19 protein-coding genes are annotated in these 23,212 nt (G+C 57.4%); 2 read left to right on the forward strand and 17 right to left on the reverse strand.

Annotated elements, in window-relative coordinates; genetic code table 11:
* Positions 1-103 precede the first annotated feature (103 nt).
* From VLX68_05100 to VLX68_05135, 8 genes are read right to left on the reverse strand one after another with little or no spacing between them, the layout of a single operon-like run.
* Positions 104-229, reverse strand: a complete 126-nt coding sequence (locus tag VLX68_05100; protein HUI91609.1) for a hypothetical protein — start codon at positions 227-229, stop codon at positions 104-106.
* A gap of 38 nt (positions 230-267) precedes the next feature.
* Positions 268-2,994 (reverse strand): phosphoenolpyruvate synthase, encoded by a 2,727-nt coding sequence (locus tag VLX68_05105; GenBank protein HUI91610.1) that lies wholly within the window; start codon positions 2,992-2,994, stop codon positions 268-270.
* A 45-nt stretch (positions 2,995-3,039) separates the two neighbouring features.
* Positions 3,040-3,972: a hypothetical protein gene (locus VLX68_05110; protein HUI91611.1), complete on the reverse strand. Its 933-nt coding sequence runs from the start codon at positions 3,970-3,972 to the stop codon at positions 3,040-3,042.
* Positions 3,962-5,683, reverse strand: a complete 1,722-nt coding sequence (locus VLX68_05115; GenBank protein HUI91612.1) for an AMP-binding protein — start codon at positions 5,681-5,683, stop codon at positions 3,962-3,964. Before VLX68_05115 ends, VLX68_05110 begins: the two co-directional genes overlap by 11 nt.
* A gap of 22 nt (positions 5,684-5,705) precedes the next feature.
* Complete coding sequence (locus VLX68_05120) at positions 5,706-6,455, reverse strand: formyltransferase family protein (GenBank protein ID HUI91613.1); 750 nt, start codon at positions 6,453-6,455, stop codon at positions 5,706-5,708.
* A complete protein-coding gene (locus VLX68_05125) occupies positions 6,452-7,840 on the reverse strand; it encodes a hypothetical protein (protein ID HUI91614.1) in 1,389 nt (462 codons plus the stop codon). The genes VLX68_05120 and VLX68_05125 overlap by 4 nt, the downstream gene beginning before the upstream one ends.
* Positions 7,837-8,955, reverse strand: coding sequence for a DUF3419 family protein (locus VLX68_05130; protein ID HUI91615.1), 1,119 nt, complete (start codon positions 8,953-8,955; stop codon positions 7,837-7,839). The genes VLX68_05125 and VLX68_05130 overlap by 4 nt, the downstream gene beginning before the upstream one ends.
* Positions 8,952-10,229, reverse strand: a complete 1,278-nt coding sequence (locus VLX68_05135) for a hydroxymethylglutaryl-CoA reductase (GenBank protein ID HUI91616.1) — start codon at positions 10,227-10,229, stop codon at positions 8,952-8,954. Before VLX68_05135 ends, VLX68_05130 begins: the two co-directional genes overlap by 4 nt.
* 849 nt (positions 10,230-11,078) lie before the next feature.
* On the opposite strand from VLX68_05135, the gene tnpB reads away from it, so the two are divergent.
* Positions 11,079-11,357, forward strand: coding sequence for an IS66 family insertion sequence element accessory protein TnpB (tnpB, locus tag VLX68_05140; GenBank protein HUI91617.1), 279 nt, complete (start codon positions 11,079-11,081; stop codon positions 11,355-11,357).
* A 424-nt stretch (positions 11,358-11,781) separates the two neighbouring features.
* On the opposite strand, the gene VLX68_05145 is transcribed toward tnpB, so the two are convergent.
* Both VLX68_05145 and VLX68_05150 read right to left on the reverse strand, forming a co-directional pair.
* Positions 11,782-12,717, reverse strand: coding sequence for a chitinase (locus VLX68_05145; protein HUI91618.1), 936 nt, complete (start codon positions 12,715-12,717; stop codon positions 11,782-11,784).
* 204 nt (positions 12,718-12,921) lie between these two features.
* Positions 12,922-14,082 (reverse strand): glycoside hydrolase family 18 protein, encoded by a 1,161-nt coding sequence (locus VLX68_05150; protein HUI91619.1) that lies wholly within the window; start codon positions 14,080-14,082, stop codon positions 12,922-12,924.
* A 330-nt stretch (positions 14,083-14,412) separates the two neighbouring features.
* Here VLX68_05150 and VLX68_05155 point away from each other — a divergent pair, with 330 nt between their 5' ends.
* Positions 14,413-15,441 (forward strand): 3-deoxy-7-phosphoheptulonate synthase, encoded by a 1,029-nt coding sequence (locus VLX68_05155; protein ID HUI91620.1) that lies wholly within the window; start codon positions 14,413-14,415, stop codon positions 15,439-15,441.
* Between the two features lie 615 nt (positions 15,442-16,056).
* Here the strand turns inward: VLX68_05155 and VLX68_05160 are convergent.
* The 7 genes from VLX68_05160 to VLX68_05190 form a co-directional block, all read right to left on the reverse strand.
* On the reverse strand, positions 16,057-17,040 hold the full coding sequence (locus tag VLX68_05160; protein ID HUI91621.1) for an archaemetzincin: 984 nt from the start codon (positions 17,038-17,040) through the stop codon (positions 16,057-16,059).
* 316 nt (positions 17,041-17,356) lie between these two features.
* Positions 17,357-17,713 carry a hypothetical protein gene (locus VLX68_05165; protein HUI91622.1) on the reverse strand — a complete coding sequence of 119 codons (357 nt, stop codon included), beginning with the start codon at positions 17,711-17,713 and terminating at the stop codon, positions 17,357-17,359.
* Positions 17,714-17,718: 5 nt separating this feature from the next.
* Positions 17,719-18,525: a hypothetical protein gene (locus VLX68_05170; GenBank protein HUI91623.1), complete on the reverse strand. Its 807-nt coding sequence runs from the start codon at positions 18,523-18,525 to the stop codon at positions 17,719-17,721.
* A gap of 292 nt (positions 18,526-18,817) precedes the next feature.
* Positions 18,818-19,870 carry a hypothetical protein gene (locus tag VLX68_05175; protein ID HUI91624.1) on the reverse strand — a complete coding sequence of 351 codons (1,053 nt, stop codon included), beginning with the start codon at positions 19,868-19,870 and terminating at the stop codon, positions 18,818-18,820.
* Between the two features lie 427 nt (positions 19,871-20,297).
* A complete protein-coding gene (locus VLX68_05180) occupies positions 20,298-22,019 on the reverse strand; it encodes a ferrous iron transporter B (GenBank protein HUI91625.1) in 1,722 nt (573 codons plus the stop codon).
* On the reverse strand, positions 22,016-22,366 hold the full coding sequence (locus tag VLX68_05185; GenBank protein ID HUI91626.1) for a FeoA family protein: 351 nt from the start codon (positions 22,364-22,366) through the stop codon (positions 22,016-22,018). The genes VLX68_05180 and VLX68_05185 overlap by 4 nt, the downstream gene beginning before the upstream one ends.
* The gene (locus VLX68_05190; protein HUI91627.1) at positions 22,363-22,851 is read right to left on the reverse strand and encodes a Fur family transcriptional regulator; all 489 of its coding nucleotides are present in this window, start codon (positions 22,849-22,851) and stop codon (positions 22,363-22,365) included. Before VLX68_05190 ends, VLX68_05185 begins: the two co-directional genes overlap by 4 nt.
* Between the last annotated feature and the right edge of the window lie 361 nt (positions 22,852-23,212).

A 23,212-nucleotide genomic window follows, 5' to 3' on the forward strand; every position in this document is an offset into this window, starting at 1 on the left:
TGGTTTTCAGTGGTCGTAAAAGAAAATGTCCCGTGGTTATTTAAAAGGATCTACAAAACAGAACGGCTATTATTGAGAAATCATCGGGGTAGGGCGTTCTTCCCTATTCGAGTACCATGGATGCAATTTTTCCATAGCACGCGGTGTAGGATTGTCCGATGTCCCATGGTGCTTTGCGTTCGTATTGGTTTTCAAAATTTCCCAAACACATTCCGGATTGCGGGTTCATGCGCGCCTCCTTGCTGCCGCCAAAGCGGCATGCATCGTTTATACCGATTTTCCATTTTCGTCAAGCACTTCCACAACCCCTGTCTGCCCGTCGAACCGCACGCGCATGCCGGTCTTGATGCGCCGGGTGAGGCCCGGTATGCCCACCACTGTGGGCAGGCCCATTTCACGCGCCACTATTGCGGAATGAGAAAGCAGGCCGCCGCGTTCCACCAGCAGGCCGGAAATGGACGGGTACAGCGGGATCCAGCCCGGATCGGTGCGCATGGTCACCAGTATTTCGCCGTTGAGCTCCATGTCGTCGGACGGGTCGACTATCACCTTGGCCGTGCCCGCCACGCGGCCTGGGCACGCGCCCGTGCCCTTGAGGCTGTTGGCGGCCGGCGGCGCTTCGGCCGGTGTGGCAACGGACCCGGTGCCCAGGTCGTTCTGCCAGTACACGGGCCCGCGCGTGACAAGGCGCGACGGCGGATTCGCGAGCGCGTACTGCACGTATTGTTCCTTGCGCGCTTGTATGAGCGGCCGGAGGTTCTGGCAGGTGAGGATGCCGTCAAGCGAGCCGGTGAGCTCGTGGAGCTCGAGATAGAAAACGTCTTCCGGCCTGTCAATGATGCCGCGGAGCGTATAATCGTTGCCCACCCCGTAGAACATGGCGCGCGCCACACCGTAGATGCGGGTGCGGCAGAACCGCGTGTTTTCACGGTTGCGCACGGCCCGGCGCGTGTGGAACAGGGACCATTGGTATACGAGGCGCCGCGGCCCGCGAAGGTGTTTCCGCACGAGCGCCTCGGCCCGGCCGCGCACCTCTTCCTCACGTTTGACAAATGCGTCGAGGTCGGTGCGGCCCGCGCGCAGGTAGTTCTTGAGGCACACGAACAGGAACGAGGGGTCCATGAAAAGGTCCTTCTGATCGAGCTTCATCTCGCTCATGCACCGGTGGCCGTATTTGGCGATGTACTCGTCCACCCGTTCCCCAAAGCCGGTGTGCGGCGATTGCCGCAGCGCCTCGAGGCAATCTTCGGCGGGCGTGGATTCGATGAGGCTGCAAAGGCTGTTCTCCGCGGCGGCCGCTCCCGCCATGCGGATGAGCTCCCGGGTGGGTTCGGCGGATTCGAGGCTGCCCGTGCCGCACAAAAGGTCGTTCGAGAGCGACGGCCCGAGCGCCGAAAGCCATTTCTCCGTGAGCCTCTTGAACAGGCCAAAATGCACCATGGTGAGAAAATCGTTGACAATCGGCGCTTTCCACTCAAGCAAAAGCCGTTCTTCCAGCTCCTGGTACAGGCCGTAGATTTCGTCGGCCGGCATGCGGCCGTAGTCTATTCCGCGGTATTCGGCATACACCCGGTTGAAATAGGCGAGGAACCGGTTTATCATGCGCTGCGCCGTGACATGGAACCAGAGGAACTTGAGGCCCGAGAAAAGCCGTTGGATTTTGGAGAATGGCGATTCCTGGAAACCGGGCGGCTTGATGCGGTTTGCGATTTCGTCTGCGAGCTTGTGCGAAGTGCCCATCATGATCTCCATAAAACCCCGGTTGTGCCTGAACCCGGGGAGTATGGCACCGGTGAGCCGGTACCAGTTCAGGATGTTGTAATACACGCGGCCGTAAATGAGCCCGATCATGTGCTCCAGGAACGGCTGCATGGCGCGTATCTTCTTTGCCGGCACCATCATGATGTCGCACAGTTGTACATACACCTGATGGTACACGTGGTGCGCGAACCCGAACGTGAGCGGCAGGGTGAGCCCGCCGTAGCTCTCCACAATGTTGGAATTGTCCCATATGTGAAGCTTGCCTTGGGCCGCGAAAACCAGGGTGGTGACGGGCCGCGCCTGCAGAATGCGGAAACCGCCCTGCTTGGTCCATGCCCATTCAACATCCTGCGGGAAGCGGAAATAGGATTCGATGCGCTTGCCAAGACGGCACAGTTCCGAAAGATCCTTTTCGTCAAGACAGGGCGCGGATTGCAGGTGCGGCTCCACCGCAGCCTCGATGACCCCGCCGCCGGCCTTCCGGCGCAGGCATTTTCTCTTGTCATTTATGGTGGCGGAAACGGCCCTGTCGGAGTCCTTTGAAAGCACAAAGGTGTCGGCGTCGAGAAGACCGGACACCAGGCCTTCGCCCACGCCGTACACGGCGTTCACGGTGATTTTTGAACCGTCGGCGGCAATGGGATCGCAGGTGAACAGCACCCCGCTTTTCTCGCTGTCAACCATTTCCTGGAACACCACCGCGATGTCGAGCCCGCCGGATACGGGGATGCGGTTCCGCATCCGGTACGCCAGCCCCCGGGCCGAAAATCCCGATGCCCAGCACTCCTTGAGAAAGCGGAGCGCGTCGTTCTCGCTTGTCACATATAAAAAACTCGACAGCTGGCCCGCAAAGGAATGCTGCGCCGAATCCTCGTCGCCCGCGGACGACCGCACCGCGATGAGCGGCGCCCCCAGCGTGCGGTACGCCTGCCGCGCCTCCTGTTCCACTTCCGGAGGAAAGGGAGTGTTCACGATGATCTCGCGGACCCCGGCCGACACGGAATCGCACAAGGGCGCCGCAGGCGTTTCTTTACATGCAAGAAGAGGCGCCAGCGCTTCCTGCAGGGACGGCTCGAGCCCGGCCAGCTTTTTGAAACGCCGGAACACGTCCGTGCCGAGCACTACCCACGGCGGCACCGGGATTCCCTCGCGGGACATGAGATAGAGGTTGTATCCCTTGCCTCCGGCTTCGCGCCGCGCGAACGAGGGGGTGCTTTGCGGGGTGACCAGCATTGGGTTTCTCCTGTTCGGAATTGCTATTTTATTCTACCAATAAAATCACCGCAAGGGCGCAAAGGCAGCAAACAGAACCGCCAACCCGGCGAACACCACGATAATGAACACCGACGATGCCACCCGAAAGATATGCGCAACTGTTCCGCGGTTGGACGCCGCGTACACGATGCCGGCTCCTGCAAGCAAGGCGCTGCAGAACCACAAAAAAACGGGGGTAGCGGGACGGGGTGTCCCGCTCATACACGGGACCACCGCTGCCGTGATTGCAGCCATTGCAACCGAAAGCGCCGCGGCCCCATAGCGGCCGAAAATGCTCGAATACGAATCGATTCCAGGCCGTTCTTCGAAGGTTGCGTAGGTCTTTCGGCCGAATTCAAAAATATTGAACATACACCAGTTTGCAAATGCGAAAAGGAATGCACTGCGGGTTTCCTGCCAGAAAAACCGCCCGTGCAGCGTTGAAAAAAGTGCAAGGGAGAGGATCGCGCTCACCAAGGTGTGTGACACCGCATACGTGGTGAGATGCGGACGGAGGATTGGGCCGATGAAGAATTCCTTGTACATGAGCAACGAATAGACGATCGCCACGGCAATCGCGCATGCTGCCTGCTGCGATACCAGGCCGAAGGCCGCCAGTTCCACAACGATGCACGCAACAATGACGCACTTGAGTTCTGCAATGGTAACAAGGCCGCGCGCAAGCGGCCTTGTGGGTTTGAATTTCCTGTCAACCTCGTAATCTTTTATTTCGTCATACACACGAAGTTTGAAAAAAAACGCGGCCGTGCCGATAGACAGGGCAACGATGGCGCCTATGGAGTGAACAACAGCGCGTCCGCCCAAGCGCGCGGCAAAGAAATGGCACGCCACAAAGAGCGTTATCATGACAAAATGGGAAAGCGGGTTGAAGCGCTCCAGGGCGAACCTGGGAAGGCGCTGGAAGAAAGGGTGCGATTGTTCGTCGCTATTGTTCATGCAGGATCTCCTGTTTAAGCACCTCATATTCCACCTTGCTGTGGTGTCGCGGGTCCATGGGTATGGCTTTGCGGAACATCACCGCATCAACCGGCATGCTGTTTTTTCTCATGACGCGTTCGACCTCGGCTGCCATGCGGGCTTCCTTGGCCGCGTCACCCACGGCGCTTGCATCCGTGGGCACGATCACGCATATGCAGCGCTCGCCGAGTACGGGATCGGGCAGGCCGAGAAAGGCGCATTTGACAACAAAGGGAAGTTTCTTGAGCGCAATCTCGGCGCGCACCGGGAACACAAACGTCGCGCCCCGTTGTATCACGTTGTGTACCCGGCCCACCAGCCACAGGTACCCTTTGGCGTCGATGCGTGCAAGGTCGCCGGTGCGGTGCCAGATTGTCCCGCGCTCGTCGCGGATCTTGGAACGTGTGAAGGCCTCTTCGTCGTTCACATAGTCGCGACACACATGTTCGCCGCTCACTGCAAGTTCCCCCACAGTGCCGGCCGGAACCTCAAGCAGTTTCCAGTCTTCTTGTGTTGAGATCGTGATTGGGCCTTTGGTTATGGTGAGGAATTTTGCGGAAAGACCGGAAACCAGATGGCCCACGTTGACGCCGTCGTCAACCAGTTCCGGATCGGCCGCGGCGCCGCCTTCAAAAGAAAGCATGTCTTTCGCCTCGATATGCGCAATGGGCTCTACTTCGGTGGAACCGTACAGCACCCACATTTCCGCGCTGGGCGCAACCGCTACCAGGCGTTTTACCTGGTCGCGGCTGACGGCAGCGCCGCCTGCAACCACGCGACGGATTGACTGAAGCGAAATGCCGCGGCCCTGGCAGAACGATGAAATCTCGGACAGCAGCCAGGGGTTGAGCGTCATGCAAGTAACGCCGCATGCCTGTATCTGCGCCAGAAGCACGGCCGCGTCGTTTTCGCCCGGCGTTCCCGCGTCGATGGCGGGCAGCACCGTGCTCACGCCCGCGGCGATGTTGTTGAGGGAAAAGATGGGGAACAGGGGAAGGTCAACGTCGGACGCGGCATAGGGCATGCCCGCGTCGATGGCATAGTGCTGCGCCGCCAGAAACCGGTGCGTGCGGTTGGCGCCCTTGGGTTTTCCCGAGCTGCCGGTTGTGAAGGTGATGAGCGCGGTGTGCTCTTGCTCAACCGGCACCGGCGCAGCCCGCCGCGGCGCGGCAAAAAGCTGTTCCAGCCCCGCCGCGTACTGTTTTTTTGCCGGCCCGAACACGATGCGCAGCGGAAGGGCGGCCAGTACCGGATCGCCTTCGCAAAAGTCAAATGCCTGCTCGAAGCTGATCATGCCCCGTGCCTGCGCGATCTGCACGGCAACGCCGAGCTGGCCGCGCCGCGCCCACGAGTCGAGGAACACAGGCACGGCGCCGATCATTTGCAAGGCGGACATGGCCGTATACATCGGGACCGACATGGGTAGAAACAGGATGACGCGGTCGCCCGCATGCAAGCCGAGCTCGAGAAACCCGGCGGCCACGCGGCGGATGCCGTCCACAAATGGTTCGAGGGTTATGGCGTCGTGCACGAGCGGACATTCCGGTAACGCCGCCCATTTTTCCAGGGTAGGCCGCGCAACCCAGCGCAGCACGGTGAAGCCGGGCCGTTCCGTCAGGTGCTTTTCGAGAAAGGAGAATACATTGTTCTTGACATGCGCGCCCGTGTAGTAGCCGATTTTTTCCGCCATCAAAGCCTCCTCGTTGCCTGGATCAGAGTATCATACCTTTCTTTTTCAGCGCCGCCACCTCGCTTCGGGATTTCGGGGTCCGCGCGTATGTCGCGCGGTCGTCCCTGTTCGGTATTCCTTCGGGAAGAGAATCCTGCTCCGCGATTTGGCCCAAAAGCGCCGCAAGCGCCTCGCCTTCCTGCCTGCCGGTCTTCGACAGGTAGGCCACATAGTCTTTTTCGCCTAGCGCGGACACTTCTTTACGGCAAAGAATCCTGCCGTCGTCCAGTTTTTCCGACATCACATGGATGCTGAAGCCGGCCGGCCTGTTGTCGGCAAGCGCGTACAGGTCGCACATGGTGCCGCGAAACCGGGGCAGAAGGCCGTGGTGGATGTTGATGCAGCCCAGGCGCGGCGCCGTCAGCAGCGGCTGTTTGAACAGGCAGCGGGTGCGCATGTTCACCACGAGGTCGATGCGCTCGCGCCGGACAAGGTCGATAACCTGCGTTTCATTGGCATCACGGGCGATAATCACCGGTTTTTGCAGAGAGCGGAAGACCGCAGTGCGGCGGTCGAACATGGCGCAAAACAGGTTGGCCGCAAACACCCGGCCAAGCCGGGGTGCGCCCAGCAGGAACAGACCGGCCGCCTTTTTAACAAGGGAGAAATCGAGGTTGTTGAGCATGAGGAGACCGTGCACGTGATCGGCTGCGCCGGCGAGAACGGCCTCAAGCGCGTCGCAGTAGTTGTGCGGTACATAGGTGACCCGGCTTGTTGCCAGCAGCGTTTTCATTTGAGCGCGGCCCCTGTGTCGATATTGTAGAACCACACCGAAGCCGCAAAAAGCAAAACCGTCACCAGCGCGGAGACGAGGGCGGTGAACCGGAGAAAGGTCATGTCGCTCCACGTGCCGCGCTTCCTGCGCTCCACAAACCAGTACACCAGTTCGATGGCGATGGTGCCTGCGGCCGTTGCGCCGATGGTAAAAGGCGCGGACAAACGCGGGTCGAGGAGGACCGTCGGTACGGCGAACACCAGCGTGAGTGCTAGGGCGCGCACGCAGCAATGCGCGTTCCGCAGCCATAGCGGCAGGGGGAGCCGGTAGGGATGGCCGGTCATCCGCGCCCGCCGCTGCCAAAGAATGCCGAAATTGGCGGTGATGTTCGTGACAAAGGAGACAAACGCGGCATTGCGGAACGGCGCGTTTATTCCCGCCACAACGGTCCATGCAAAGGACACAAAGAGAAGATAGAACACCGGCCTGATGCGGTACACGGTGTCAACGGTCGGACCTTCCTCTATAAAGATATCGAGCGTGGTGAAGAGCGCGATGCCCACTACCACCGGCACAAGCCATGCCGGACCGCCGTACATGAGCGCCGCGTAACCGGTGAGTGCCAAGCCGATAATCGCCGTGATGCCGAACCGTTTGAACCGCCGCGACAGAAGATAGACAAGCGCGAAAAGCGACGCCACGGCCGTGATCCGGGCCGCAAGGGGAAAAATGCCCTTGTCCGCCACCCGTTGCAGCAGCACGATGGTGCCCAGCGGGATAAACAGGTTGTCCGCGCCGCCCAGGGAAATCGACTCGAATGCGGTGACGAGCAGGCTGCAGTACACCGCCATGAGCACCGACACGGCGCGATCCACGGGAGAAAGCAGTAGGAGGCAGAGATGAATGATGATAAACGTGGCGAGGAAAAAGAACACGGAGCCTTCAAGGCTTTTGTGATGTTCCTCCACGATATACACCTTGAACCCGTACCGCCCGCCCACGAGCGCGGCGAGCGAGTCGGAGACCGCAAGCACCAGAATGCCGATGAGGTAGAGGTCGGGCCGGTGAAAGGCCGAGGAGAGCACAAACGACACGTACACGGCTACCGGATAATACAGGCTGCCCTGCGATTTCCGCTCCACGCCGTGGATGGAGGGGAGCAGGCCAAACCGTTTTGTAAAGACCATGATTGCGACAAACAGGAAACAGAGCGTAAGCACGGTCCAGTGCGACCGTAACAGATAGGAGAAGCCGAGGCATATCGTGCCGCACGAAAAATGGACCAGTTTCCTGGTCGCCTCCTTTGAAGGCCTGCCCAGAATGCGCCAGAGTTCCGCTGCCGCAAACACCAGCAGGAACGCGCCGCTCACGATGCACGCAGGGATTAGGTCGTGGTGAATCATCGGTTGACCGTCCGGTCAAGATGAAAGCGCTGGTAGAAAAACGCCCGGTCGCGCATGAGGAGCTCCTGCGCGCGTGCCCCATCGGCGCAAACGCGGCCGGGGAAACGTTCGGCAAGGCTGCGCGACACCAGCATGTTCCAGTATGCAAGGCGTGCGCCCGGGCGCGCACGGGAAAGCAGGTCTGCGGCCGTGCTTTCGAACAGCGACGAGTCCATGTATTCAAAAATGTCGGAGAGGTTGAATGCGTCGAACCCGTCGCTGTATGCCGCGCAGGCTTCCTGCGCGGTGCCGCGGAGAATCTTGAGATGGTCAATGTTGCGCCGGATCGCCTCGAAGTTTTCCGCCCGGGCATAATGCGGCAGCGCGTTGCCAAAATTGCCCAAGGCGATATAACGGAGATACGGGTTGTCGTGGGTGGACAGCTCGGTTACCGCATGGCGCGTGCGGTTCATTACCAGGCCGGCAATGGAGCCTTTCACATACCGGAAAAACTCGGGGTCGCGGCCCAGCCTGCCCATCACGAATTTGGAGAAAAAAACGTTGAACAGCAGGTTCCAGCGCCGGTTGTTCCAATGGCGTTCGTAGAATGCGACGCGCTCCTCCCTTGTCTTGGGTCGCAAGAGGTCGTTGAGGGTCTTTTGCGAGTGGACAAGCGGCAATATCACGGTCCTAAACAGCCGGAAATATCGTTCGAACTTGCCGCAATGGATGAGACCGGACCGTAGTGACGCCAAGTTCTTTTCCCAGAACGCCCTGCTTTCTCCGGACAATAGCGGCGCAAGCAGTTCGAACCGGTCCAGACGCATTCCCGGCGAAGAAGACGTACCAGTAAAACCGAGGAATTCAAGCATCACGGGGTGCGAAAAATGAACAAAGCACCATTTTTTGATTTCGACGCACGCGACTTGCGCCTTGCTTATGTCAACCGCCACCACGAGGCGCGGCCCCCGGGAGAGGAGCGAAAAAGAATTGTCGCCCGCCGAGGCGATGGAGAGACAGGCGTCGGCCGGCCCAGGGGCAAGCGCATCGAGTAAAACGTCCGCGTCTTCCCAGCAGTTGGCATACCGCACGAGATCGAACGACGCGCGCGTTTGGATGGCGCTGCTCCCGGTCATGCGGACCCTTTCTGCCGGCCGCGTCTGCGGGCAAGGAGCTGGTGCGCCCGTGTGAATTCCCCTGTTGTCAACGCGGCCGTTATTGAAAGCTCGCCCGCGAGGCAGACGGCGGCCGCCACCTCGGCAAACGCCCTGGCGCCGTTGTCACCCGGACAATTTAAAATCGACAGGCAGGCCTGCTGCGTGGGAAGGCCGGTGCCGCCTCCCACGGTTCCCACCATGAGGTTGGGAAGGCTCACCGAAGCGTACAATCCGCCATCAACCGTCTCCATGCGGGTGAGTCCCACTGCGGATTCGGCTACGCATGCCGCATCCTGGCCACAGGCCAAGTACAGCGCCGCAATGCTGTTTGCATAATGCCCCTGGAGCCCGATGGTCCCGCTCAGGGACCCGCCAGCGGCAGAGATCCGGCCGTAGGCCGCCATGTCCGCAGCCGTGGTCCTGAAGAATTCCTTTATCACCCTGTCGGGCAGGCTGACCTCAACCGTAACTTTTTTGCCGCGCACCGAATGAAAGGATTGGAACGATGCCTTCTTGTCACCGGACAAGTTCGCTTCAACATAGGAGCGTAATGGTTTGACCGGGCATTCCCTGAGGATGAATGCCCACACCGCTTCGGTGGCTATGGTCACCATGTTCTGGCCCGATGCGTTCCCGGTGAGATATTCAAAGGAAAGAAAGACCTGGTTCCCATCGATCGTGGTCTTCATGTCGGCCAGAACGCCGTAACGGGTGGTGGCGGCGGCCTGGACGCGGAAGTCGTCGAAGTGTTCATTTACCCATGCGACAAAGGTGCCGGCTTCAATCATGGAGCCGAACACGAACCCCGGCGACCTGCTCACGCCCTCGCCGACCACCATGGCCGTGCACCCGCCCGCTGCGGTGATGGCGCGCGAGCCCCGGTGGTACGACGCCACGAGCGCCGCCTCGGTGGTGGCGAGCGGCACCAGATAGTCTCCCTGCGCAAACAGCCCGTTCACGCGCAGCGGCCCGGCAAGCCCCACCGGCACCCGCACGGTGCCGACGTAGTTCTCGATATTCTTGACGTATGCGTCGTGAAGATCGGTACTGTGGCCGTCGGCGAGCATACCGGCCTGCTCCTCGGACAGGCCGGTCATGGCAAGGCGCTGTTTCATGAGCGCCAGCGAAGAACCCTTGGGCAGCACCGCCGCCGGCCCGTGCTTGGGGGACAGTTGCACCATGAGCTCCGCAATGGAGCGGCTGGAAAAAAGCTGGGACAGGTATTTCTTCACGAACTGCATCGGTTCGGACATGGGATCGTTCTCCGGTCAGAAGAGGTGAAAAGGCGGTATTGTAAGGTTCGAATTCTGTATTGCCCATGTCTGGCCATCAGGAAAGGTTATAATTGTACCGGAACTTACTGCTACGAACAGACCATTTCCATGCGTTATAGAATAAAGAGTACCACTTTGAGGATAGGGGTTTATCAATTTCCATGTTGATTGACAAAAAGAATAGGATGCGAAAGAAAGGAACAATAATATCGATATTTTACATTTGAAGTACAAGCCCTGTTTGTCAATTATTGACATGGTAATGCTCCTTTTCATGGGGTATGAAGTCATTCTCGATTTCCTTATTGCCTCACAGGATGTGAGGCAATTCTCATTCTCGCCACTCTTGATATCGTCTTGCTGCATTCAGCCCAACCGGATGTTGCGCCCAACTCTGTGCTTTGCGCACCATGTTCACATATTTAATAGCAGGTCTGGCACCTTGGCACCAAGTTCTCATGCACCCCTCATTCCGGTATTGTCGGAACCTTGTTCGTATTTTGTCTGCAATTGGGCGAATTTAATATCCTTTGTTGGACCTCAAGGAGTGTGATGAACTTTCCACCAACGAGAGAATACGCCAGATTCCCTGCCATTGGGCGGTTGTTGTCCGTACGAAAAAATTCATGGACGTCAACTCATGCAGGTGATGTACATTGTCCTTACCAGATAACACAGGCTCTCACATAAAATCAGTTCATGCACTTTGTCATAGCAAGGGTATTGCATCAGCATCGCAGGAAGCGGCTTTACGCTGACAATCCCACGCGGGTTCAATGCCCAAGAAGTAAAAGCTCTTTTATCCATTATGTCGGCAAGGGAAGCTTGATGCTGACCTTTTCACCGGCAGTGCGGATATTTGTCTGCTGTGAACCTGTGGATTTACGCCGCACGTATGATGGGCTTTCTGGTCGCGTCGAGTCACTGCTGCACAACGATCCGCTAAGCGGCCACCTGTTTGTGTTTTTCAATAAGCGCCGCAACCAGGTGAGGATTCTCATGTGGGATAGAACCGGATACTGCTTATTTGGTAAGAGGCTTGAGCGGGGGCGTTTTGTAATCGGCGAATGTACGTCTTCAAAAGGTTGTGGACAGAAGATTGTCTAAATCAAGAGATGCCCTTATGCGCTATCAAAGGCTCTGTAATCAAATGTTTCGTGGTAACTATTCCCATCGCGTTTATTGCGAATATGGCGCTTCCACCTGCCAACCACATGCCTGTCCTTTCCGGTTTACATCATCATTATTTCAGGATGGCAGCATAGCGGATGGAATTTTTCCATAGCACGCCCTTCTGAGAAGAGGCTTTTTTTAATTTGCTTGGATGAGAACTTGGAAACTACTATGATGTCGTGGTTCGATTGCGCTACGACCGTATTTACGCCTCCAAAACAAGGGCGAGTATGACCGCATTTGCCGCCCCACGAGCCAATCCGGGATGATGTTAAAAAAACCCCTTCCCTTTTGGGAAGCGGCTTTTTTATTCGAAAGAACGAGAAAAATCCGTGACCGACTAATCAATCGTAACGGTTTATTTGATTTTTAGGATATAATTATTCCCATTGACATTAATAGATTTTTGCAGCATTAACGCACCGCGCGATTGCGTTATGAGCCGGCCTAGTATGTCATAGGTTCCCGTCTTCTTCTGAGGTTCCGCAGAAACCACCCTGGCAATCACAGGTGCTGCCTCAACCGGCGCATTAAAAGCCTTGAAGATGGTCAGATATGACTTATTTGCATCGGCATCCATGGCCCAGAACGCCAGAAGGCCGATATAGCTGTTCTCATTGGCATAATTCAGAACTGCCTGCGCATTCGCCGTTGTGAAGTTTTCGCATGACACGTCGTTGACGCCGATCATGGGCGTGATGCCGATTCTGGATGAAATGCCCAAGTTGTTCAACTGGTCGTGCGTGTTGGTCGCCGCGTTGATCGCGGCCTGGCCCATGTCGATGTTGCACGCGCCGTAGTCCATTGCCATGACATTGACAATATCCACCTGCACGCCGTTCGTCTTGGCGTTCGAGAGCAGGTTCAGGCCGTCCTGGGTGAGTCCTTCGGGCATGACCGGCAGCGTGTAGGAGACCTTCAGGCCCGGGTTTGCCGCCTGCAGGTTCTTGAGCGCCTGGTTGCGGCGGTCGATGGCCGTCGCATCCGCGATGAACGCTCCCTCAATGTCAAGATCCATCCATTTCAAGCCGTATTTCGTGATCACCTGCTGGTACGCGGCCTGCAGCGCGGTTGCACTGGTGTATACCTGGGCAAGCTCACTGCCCGACGCGCCGCCAAAGGAGATGATCACGTCCCCGCCCTGCGCCCGCAGCGCCGCGATGTCGCTCACGTATTTGTCGTCGCTCATGGGCATGGTGCCGTCCCAGTACGGCGCGCTGTTCGCCGTACCGTTGGAAATAATAAAGGCGAGCGTGTAGAATTTATTGCCCGTGCTGGTCGCCAGGCTGGACACGGACAAGCTTCCCCAACATTCCACGTACGGGGCGCACACCTTGCTGGGAAAATCGTTGGTGCTTTTTAAGGCAAAAGGATCCGCGCAAGGTCCTGTCCGTAAAAGTGCCGCAAAGCATAAAATCATAATCGACATACCAAGGATTTCCTCCCTTTTCATGATTTTCCTCCTTGTTTTAAAACTAGAAAAACCGGGCATTGACAGTTATTTGACCGTTATCATGCCGGCCTCGGTGCTCACCTGCGTGGACATCCTTACAACATAGGATCCCGGGCTGATTGATATGCCCGAGCAGTGGCTGCCCAATACAATAGTATATACCGGTCCCGCGTCGCGCATACCAAGGGCCAGATTTCTCACCAGGACGCCGTTTGCGCTGAAAAGGCTCAGGTCCACGGCCTGGGCCGACGGCACCGAATAACGAATTTCGCTCTGCCGCACCCCGTTGTTTACAATAGCGAACATTGCCTTCTGCCCGCGGTGCGCGGCGGCAAGCGGCAGGGGCGCTATCCCCGTGGTCATCTTGTTCACATAGTATGCGGTGACGCTGTCGCACGGCTCCGGCGCGCGATCGATCTCCCACACCATGATGCCGCCGCACCCGTTGTTGATCGAATACAGGCATTTGGCGTTGATGTCCGCGGGGTTCCCGTTGGGGCCGTTGCCGCACTCGTTGGGGCCATCCACCTCGTTGTCGGTGTCGTATCCGTAGCCGATGCCGAGTTTACTCTTCGGAACGCCCTTGCCCGTGAACGCCGCGACCTCCTGCGGACTCGCGCTTGCCAGGTCATAATATGACATGATGTTCATCTGGTCCACGTACTGATATACCGGCGCGCTCACCGTGGAGTAGTAATCGGCCACCGCAGCGGTGAGCAGCGGTTTGGGCGTTATTTTCACCAGGGCGGTGTTCAGGCCCTGGAACAGGGCGAGATACCGGGAGGCCGTGATGCCGTTGCCGTCGTCTTCCCAGTCTATGTCGATGCCGTCGAACCCGTTCGCCTGCATGAAGCTCACCATGCTGTTCACAAAGGTGTTCAGGATGGTCGCGTTTGCCGTTGCGGTTTCGAAGTTTGCGGCCGCTCCGGCGCCGCCCACGCAAATGACCGCCTTGGTATTATTCTGATGGCACGCGGTGGTAAAGTTTTTTGCGGTGGCCGCGTCCAGGCCGGTCACTGCACCCGAACTGTTTGCATTGATGGAAAACCAGAACACATGGGTGTAGCATTTCCAGTTTATCTTGGAAATGGGAAAATTGGCGTAGTTCGGTAGATATCCCGCGGACCATCCGACGTATTTGCGCTGGCAGAACGCAAATGACCAAAGCAGAACAATCGTTAAGAAAAGAATTTGAAACTTTTTCATGGTCCCTCCCGAAAAAAATGTTTAATTGATGATGAAAGTATCGCCCATATTGCGCCAAGGGCTAACGGTAATATAATAAGAATAATTTGATATTGCAAAATAAATAGTAAATATCATATTTAACACATTGAATTATAATGCTAATTAATATTTTAATATATTATTATGGGTATATTTTTGGACATGAAAAAAATTATTTGACAGCTTTTTTTCAAATCGCCCGGCATTTCCGTAGTTCCCATGTTGTGAATCATTCTCCGCGGGATTTTCGCCCATGGCAAATCGTATTTTTCATATTCATTATATTACCGTCTGCCGCAAAGGTGCGTCATGAGCTTCAAAAAATTGAAAAAGGTCCCCACTGTCAAGGAAATCATTTCCCTGATGCCGCTGCCCAAAGGTGGCGCTGCGGTCAAAAAGCAGCGCGACGAGGAGATCATCGCGGCGCTCACCGGAGCATCAGACCGGTTCGTGCTCATCATCGGCCCGTGTTCGGCGCACGACGAGGACGCGGTGTGCGACTATATAACGAGGCTGGCGAAAATCGGCGAGCAGGTAAAAGACAGGCTCGTGCTGGTCCCGCGCATCTACACCAACAAGCCGCGCACGACCGGCGTAGGATACAAGGGCATGGCGCACCAGCCAGACCCGCAAAAGGAACCCAACATCGTTGAGGGGCTGCGCGCCATCCGCAGGATGCACATCCGCGCGCTCACGGAAACGGGCCTTTCAGCCGCCGACGAGATGCTGTACCCGGAAAACTATCCCTATCTCGAAGACCTGCTGTCGTACGTGACCATCGGCGCGCGTTCGGTGGAGAACCAGGCCCACCGGCTCACGGTAAGCGGGCTCGACGTGCCCATCGGCGCGAAAAACCCGACCAGCGGCGACCTCGAGGTGATGTTCAATGCGATCGGCGCCGCGCAGGTGGGCCACGTGTTTTTGTACAACGGCTGGGAGGTGAGCACCAGCGGCAATCCCTATGCGCACGCGGTGCTGCGCGGCGCGGTCAACCACTACGGCCAGAACATCCCCAACTATCACTTCGAGGACCTCATGCTGTGCGCCGAGAAATACCACAAGCGCGGACTTGTCAATCCGGCAATCATCGTCGACACCAACCATTCGAACTCCAACAAACGGTTCAAGGAGCAGCCGCGCATCGCGCTCGAGGTGATGGAAAGCCGCAGGCACTCGCCGCTGCTCGCAAAAATGGTGCGCGGGCTCATGGTCGAGAGCTTCATCGAGGAAGGCACGCAGAAAGCCGATGGGAATGTTTACGGAAAGTCAATCACGGACCCGTGCCTGGGGTGGGACGATACGGAGCGGCTGATTTTGGAGTTGGCCGACAAGGCATAAAGATGATTCTGGCGGGGGAAGTCTCCCCCTGGGGTGCAGCTTCCGCCGCCTCCTTGACAAAATACGAATCTGGGAAGGCGGCGGCGATCTGCACCCACACCCCCTCTTTGGCACCGGGACTCTCGTTGCCGGCTGGCATTCGGGTGGCTGTCGAGACACCGTGGTAATAGAGAGTTTTCGTCCGTGGAAGAAAAGAGATATTATATGGGCATCAAGTAAAAATGCCCCATGTCAATAAACGCTATCAGCAATAATTAATTAGACAATAGTATTTTTTTGACCGGTGACCGCTGAATGTTGGCCTTTGGACGCACCTGCGAACGGCGGTTGAAAAGCAGATAAAATATTTTTGGAAACCACTCCGAGGAATTCGACTAACCTAGTGCGGGACCTGCGGAAGGGACATTGCGTTTTCCGATTGGCGCCACTGGATGTTATTGACTAATCAGAACTTCGCCGCCGCGTTAGGGGCGACTGGAGGCCGCTGTGGAGAGCGGTGCTGACCGGACGCCGCCGTGAAGCGGCATAGCGCCGTGGCAGCCGGAGCCGAAGGCGAAACCGGAAGGAGAACCGACCCGACCCTGAGCCTTGGCGAAGGGGAGGGGAACGCTCCTATCAATTTGATTTTCTAAAAACCGACGCCGACACACGCATCAACCTCTTTTTCTCCCATGCGGCCTCTTTTGTAAACCCAAGATCCTCATACACCTCCCCCAGCCGTTTGTAATATTTCATCACGTCAAAGCCGACGCTGCGCTGCAGCTTGCGCAGGTCGACCGGGCACAGCTGCAAGGGCGTGGTGTCGAACTCGCCGATATGGTTGCAGCCGTTTTCCACGCAATGAAAGAAGATGCAATGCGCGAGGCCGAAAATGTGCAGGCCCTCGTGCGCGAGTATCTTGCAGCTCCGCTTGAGCATTATCTTGTCCCTCGCCTTCCCCGGCTCCTCGCCGTAAAATGCCGGGTCGTAGCGCGCGAAGCTGTAGGTGCCCACGCGATCGTTGAATGACGCGAGCCCGAACACGAAGTTCCAGCCCGGCCCCGGATACATGTCCTCCATGGTGATGCCGAGCATGGCGAACGCGTCGGCCGGGAGTTTTTTCTTCATGAGGGCGAGCACGTCGGTCGCGAGCAGTTGGCCGCTTTTATTGTGTGCGTCCCTTCTCCTGAAAACGTCCTTGTCGGATAAGACGAGGACCGGAAGGATCTTCACCTTCATCGCGAAAAACGCCCCCGCGAACTCTCCTAATTTGTCAAGCGGCGGGCCGTTGGCATTTGCCATGTCGCACAGCGGCAGGAGGTAGATCACGTTCCGAATGGAATCGGGCATGTTCGGCTTTGCATCGAGCCACTGCTGATAGGTCTGGCCGTCCTCCTGGTAATCCGCAAGCCAGTCCATGCACGTCGGCGCCGGGATGGGCGGGAAGTCTTCGCAGGTGTCAAGCGCAGCGCGCAGGGCCGCGGGCAGCCCGGCGGTGGGGCCGATGGCGGCGAAACGCTGTTTGGGGCCGGGCGGCGTGAAGTCGATGGCTGAGGACGAAATGAAAAGAAAAAGCAGGAGCCAGGATGGATTTCTGAAATAACGACAGGATCTGGACAAAAAGCCGCAATGCATTGAATTACTATTGTTCATTTAAAAAGTACGGTAAGAAATGGAAATGCCTTCAATGCGACAATAAGGACAATTTCATTTTTAGGGCGCATTTTTCACATCATCGCAATGGAACATCGTTTTACTTCCATCCTGGGTCAAAGCCCCGGGCCGCTCGGGTGATTAATTATTTGTTATGACTGGGATAAAATTCCTTGACAGCCGTTCGCCCTGAGATTGTCGAAGGGCAGCCGGCCATGCTCCCCTTTTGTCAAGTTCCAGCAAATTCTGCTCAGCGCAACCGGTCATGTGCCGGCTTTGGCTACTATCTGAAAATCACCAGCCCGATCACAATCGACGCCGCATTGGCAACCAATGACAAAATCCCCGCTTTCTTCGCGGAAACATTCAGCGTAAAATAATAAAACGCCGCCTCCACCATTACCACGCCTATCTCCCCGGTCACCACCTGAACGATATACGGCTTGACAAGTGCGGGAAGAATGAACCATAGGTACGGCAGCGTGGCGGATGAGGCGAAAATGCCCGCAAAAAGTATGCGCGCGTTCGACAGGGATGAAGCGCCCGATTTCCATAGGGCGCGGATCAAAATAAAAATCACCGCTGTCTCGGTGACAACGGTGACGGCAAGGGCAAGAAGGAACCGTAGTTCGTAGGACATGCAGCTTACCGGAACAGCGGCAGCTGCCTGTTCACGGTACCGCCGGACGTGGAAAGCCTGACCCAGTATACGCCGGAGGCCAGTCCGGCGATGGAATGGAAATAGGTGCATCCCGTGCAGCAGTTCTTGCTGAACGACAGTGCGGGCCTTCCGGCCACATCGAAGAACGTCACCGTTGCGGGACCGTCTGTAGCACCTGTCAATACGGCATAGCCGCGGTTGACGGCAAGCGACGCATTGTTCGCGCCCGCAAGGACCTTCGGCACCGGACGGATGACGCCCGAGGCCGGCGGGTCAAAGGTCTGCACCGATCGTGTGCTGTCGCTGTTGACGGATACTATCTTCGCAAGATAGACGTTGAGAGCGCCGTTCTGATAGAACAGGAGGTAATGATATCCCTCCCATACCAGCGGGTCGGTATTCGGCACGGTGCCGCCGTAGGGTACAACCGTATCGGAGAGCGCCACTGCGGGCGCGGCGCCGGCGGCTTTTTTTGCAAGCGACTGCGGGATTCCCACGCCCGTGATGCCGACCTGGTTGAAATAGTCAAGCGTGGTCCAGTAAAGTTTAAGGAAGTTGAATTTATATCCGAAGGTCAGGCAGGAATCCTTTTTTACCACATACTGGTCCACAATAGAGTTGCCCGGAGCGTACACCGCGGCGATGATCACGATGTCGGGAAAGGAATCGAGGTTGTCGATGGTGGCGCACCTGCCCACCGGGTGAAAATTCGGGTTGACGACGTCGGCGAAAAGCGGGATGTTGAAAGCAATGGTTGCAAGAATGGCGAAGAAAAGGTGATTTTTACGCATATCATATTCCTTTCCGTTAACCTGATGAAACGCTCTTGATTTATAATATACCATTATAATTGACAATTTTCATGTAAATAGTCGCTCAGATTTCTGTTGGAGTTCATTAATTAATTCATTTTTTTAGGATTTTAATGGTGGTGGGAAGTTTCCTACTCGCTTCAGCCTGCGGTGTCTTCCGCTACCCTCTCGTGGGTGCCGCAGGGTTTCGGCAGTTGCAAGCTCCAAACATCCGTTGGACGCACCCTTGTAGCGATAGACCCCGCGAAGCGGCGAAACGCCCAGATTTTCTTTATTTCCCCTGAGCTTTTTGCGGCAGAAGTTTCAACGCAGCATACAATGCAATCGCTGATAGACAAACAAGAACCATCAGAAGCAGCCAGGAACGGTAGAGCGGTCTGTAATGAGTAAACAGCGGCGCTGCGCCGATGATGAGCGCCTCGGCCGCGAGGCCGAACGAAAACGCAGGGTGGCGGGGGAACAATTCCCACAACGCGGTCAGGGTGACCGGCATGGTCAGCTGAAGCAGCACCATGCCGCCCACGGCAAGCACGGGATTCACCCAGCCAAACCCCAGCATCGGAATCGCCAGCGCCAGCGCCGACACGCTGATTGCCAGCCATCCGAACCTGTCGGAAACTATTCCTCCGAGGGCCTTTCCTGCCACGGCGGCAAGCACCAGCAGGAGGATCACGGTGTGGTGCGCCTGATAGGGTGCGCCGGCTGCAAATCCGGCAAATGACCGCACCGCGATCGAAAACAGCAACAGGATCCCGAACATTACCGGCAGGCGGACAGCCGGACGATTTGCCGTTTCGTCAATGACAATGCCGGGGTGCCCGGTGAAAATCGTCGCAAGAAATAGAATTCCGAGAATGACAAGAAACGGCCAAGCGGCAACGGGGCCGGACCTGCCCACCATGGCGCCGATAAATATGCCTATTGCACCCGGCGCGACGAAAATCCCCGGCGCGGTTGCCCGGTGCGGCGAAATCGCGAGCGAAACCGCGCCGCCGCCCACATGGAACATGGCATTGCCGGTCCCGGCCATTACAATAGCGAGCGCGGGATGGATTCTCATTGCGATAAGCGACAGGGCCGTGAGGCCCATTCCCGCGAGTGCGGTGAGCCGGTAGTCGCGAATCAGGTCGGCAAGCCAGCCGAACAGCGGTTGCGTGCCGAATGCAAGGAGATTATAAATGATGATGAAGGTGATGAATTGACTTGAGGTGAGCGGATACACCTGCACCATGCCGAAGGCGAGCGCGGCGCAAGTGGCGTCAACCGCGCCATGGGAGCATGAATAAATGCCGAGGGTCACGGAATTCTGGAGACGGGAGTTCATGAGGAAAAAATATACTGCGAAAGGGGAATTCTATTAAAAAATATATGGTTTTTGCATATATTTACAGATAGGGAGAATAACAAAATGCCTTTTATGGCCCGCCCTCCAAACCTCCCCCGCCGGGAAGACTTTCAATGGTGGCACCGGCAATCATAATAATAAAACTCCCCAAAACCGGTCGAGGCTAAATGAGAAAAAAACTTTTCATCACTCTCGCCTTGGTTTGTATCGTCCTCTGTCCTTTCTCATCACATTCCCAGGACATCGACCTCAGCGGTGTGGTGGTTGACATGCACAATACGCCTGTCCAGGGTGTTGCCGTTTTTCAATTCTCCGAAGGTTTATTGATTTTTCCCCGATGACTTATAAACCTGTAAGTGCCCGGGCCACACCGACAAGATTTGAAATCTCTCTCATTCTCCGCCCCTTACATCGCCATTCCCCATGCGCGCGCGAGGTGGAATATTCCGCTCAGCAGCGCGCACACGGCAAGCGCCGAGGCGAACACCGTCCCCATCACCATGAGCGAGGCGCGTGCGCCGAGTTCCTTGACAAGCGTGAAGAACGATGCCACGCACGGCGTGTACAGCACCATGAACAGGCAGGCGACCACGAACTGCGCGGCTGTAAGCCCGAACGGCGCGAGCAGCGCGATGGAAACGTCCTTGCGCAAGAATCCCAGGATGAGCACCGGTGCGATGCCGGCCGGAAGGCCGAGTAAAAACGACACCGGTCTTCCGGTGGCTTCCGAAACGATCCTGATAACCGACAGGGCATCGAGGACATTGATGACGAGCACGCCGGCGGCGATCATGGGAAGCACCTCGCCGAAATACTCCCGAATCCTGATCCACAGTTTTTGCGCCATGAGCCCCGCCGACGGCGGCCGGTACTCCGGAATCTCGAGGAAAAGCTCCGGCGCTCCGCCTTTTGTCAATTTGTTGAGCGCCGCGTTGACGCCGATCGCCAGCGCGAGCAGGATGCCGAAGACCGCGGCAACGACGGCCGTGCCGTACCGCATGCCGAGCGAGACGATCATGGCGCTCTGCGGCAGGCAGGGCGCGCTCATGAGCACGAGCGACACCGTGAGGATTTTTTCGCGCCTCGTGGTGAGCGTCCGGGCGGCGAGCAGCGCCGGGACCTTGCACCCGAGGCCGAGCATCACCGGTATCGACGAATAGCCGTGGAGGCCCAACCGGTGGAAAAACGTGTCAAGCACCACGGCGAGCCGCGGAAGGTAGCCGATGTCCTCGAGCAGGCCGAACAAGAGGTAGAACGAAACGAAATAGGGGAACACGAGCACCACCGCGATGTAAACGCCGGTGGTGAGCATGCCGAACGAGGCAAGCGGGTCTGCGCCGCGGCCAATCAGCAACTCGCGAACCAGCGTCCAGGGGATGTGGCCGCACAACCCCAGGATAAAGGGATGGTAGAAGCGCCCGAACAGCGGCCCGCACACGCCATTGACAAGCGCTTCTCCCGCCATGCGGACGATGATGAACGTCGCGGCAAGAACGGCGCAGGCGAAAACAAGGCCGCCCACGGGATGGAGCGTGAAGTCTCCCAGCATTTCAAGCGGCGTGTGGTGGCGGTGCGACAGCCGCTGGACCCTGTTCACGATTCCGCCGATGGTCGCCCATGCATCGGCCGGATTTCCCAGCGGGCGGCCCGCGGCCGCGCGCGGGAGCGCGTCGACAAGCGCGTGCATGCCCTGGCCGCGCAGGGCGCTTGCCGTGACCACCGGAACGCCGAGGATTTCTTCAAGCAGGGACGCATGGATGAAAATCCCCTTGTGCGCCGTGTCGTCCCAGAAATTGAGGCACACCACCATGGGCTTTTCCCTTGCGAGAAGGCCCAGGGTAAGGTTCAGGTTGCGTTCCAGGTTGGTCGCGTCGAGAACGTTGATGATGATGTCGCTGTTGTCAATGATCGCGAGCGCGGTTTCGTCGGCATGGGACAGCGCCTCGAGCGAGTACACGCCCGGCCCGTCGATGAGCTCGTACGCCGCACCTTCATGGTCGAACCGGGCCGTCCTGACGTCCACGGTTGTGCCGGGGTAGTTGGCAGAGATCACGCCCACGCCGGTGATGCGCGAGAAAACAAGGCTCTTGCCCACGTTGGGATTTCCGACGATCGCCACTTTCTTCACGGCAGGAGGCCCTTTTCTTTAATGTCAAGAGGCTGGACGATCACCTTGAGCGCCATTCCGTAGCCGATGGCGAACCGCGTGGCGCCTTTTTCCAGGATCACGGGCCCCCGCATCGGCTCAGACCGTTTCTTCACGATAACGGCACCCGGCGCGACCCCCATGGCGGCAAGCCTGCGGGCAGCCTTTCCATCTCCCTGCACGGCAACGACACGGGCCGACGTTCCGTCGCAGAGCCTCGCCACGTTGGGAAACGCCGCGTTCCTTGCCGCACTCGCCGAGCCGCCGCGTCCTTTCCGCATGCGAATGGCGGCATCCACGCAGGCCCTGATCACCCTCGGCACTTTCATCTGCGCCCCCCTGCTCCTCGCGAACCCGGCGCATAGGGCCGCCGCGCGCCGCGCCTGAGGTCCTTCCTGCATCTGCCGCAGGTGCCGTACAGGTTCATCCGGTGGGAAACGGGCAGGAAACCGTACCGCTTGACAAGCCGCTCCTGCAGCAGTTCGATGTCCGGGTCCACCACCTCCACGAACCTGCCGCAGGTCGTGCAGATGAGGTGGTCGTGATGGTCATGGCCGTACAGGTGTTCGTACCGCGTGGTGCCGTCCTCGAAGTTTATCTCCCTGCACAGCCCGGCCTCGGCCAGGAGCTTGAGGGTGCGGTACACGGTGGCATACCCGATGCCCGGATGCTTTGCCTTCACCGCGTCCCAGAGCTCTTCGATGGTGAGGTGCCTCTCGATGCCGAGAAAAACTTCCAGGATCTGTTCCCGCGGCTTGCTGTGCCGCAGGCCCTTGCCCGCCATGAATTGTTCCAACACCGCATTTTCTTTCACGATCCGTCCTTGGTATTGAAAATGATTTTCATTATCAATTATATATGATGTTGGAGGAAATGTCAATTATAATGATGATTGATTGTGCGAATTATTCCCTGACATGAAGACGGATAAAAGCCTGCAGGGATCGGAAAGAAGATTCGGCGGTTACCTATTGTCAGTTAACGTTGAATCAATTGTAAGACTATGAACCCGGGCCAGCGCCCCAGGCCATACGGCTGACCTTTACTTTTTTCTCGATCCAAAAGTCCGGTCGGCGCCGCTGCGGTTACTCCGGACTCCGCCGCCGCGCAGGCAGGACTGAAGGGGAAACTAAAGCGAATTGTCATTTCATTCCCTGAGGTAAGGTAATTGCGCT

The sequence above is a fragment of the Chitinivibrionales bacterium genome (assembly GCA_035516255.1).
GTDB lineage: Bacteria > Fibrobacterota > Chitinivibrionia > Chitinivibrionales > FEN-1185 > FEN-1185.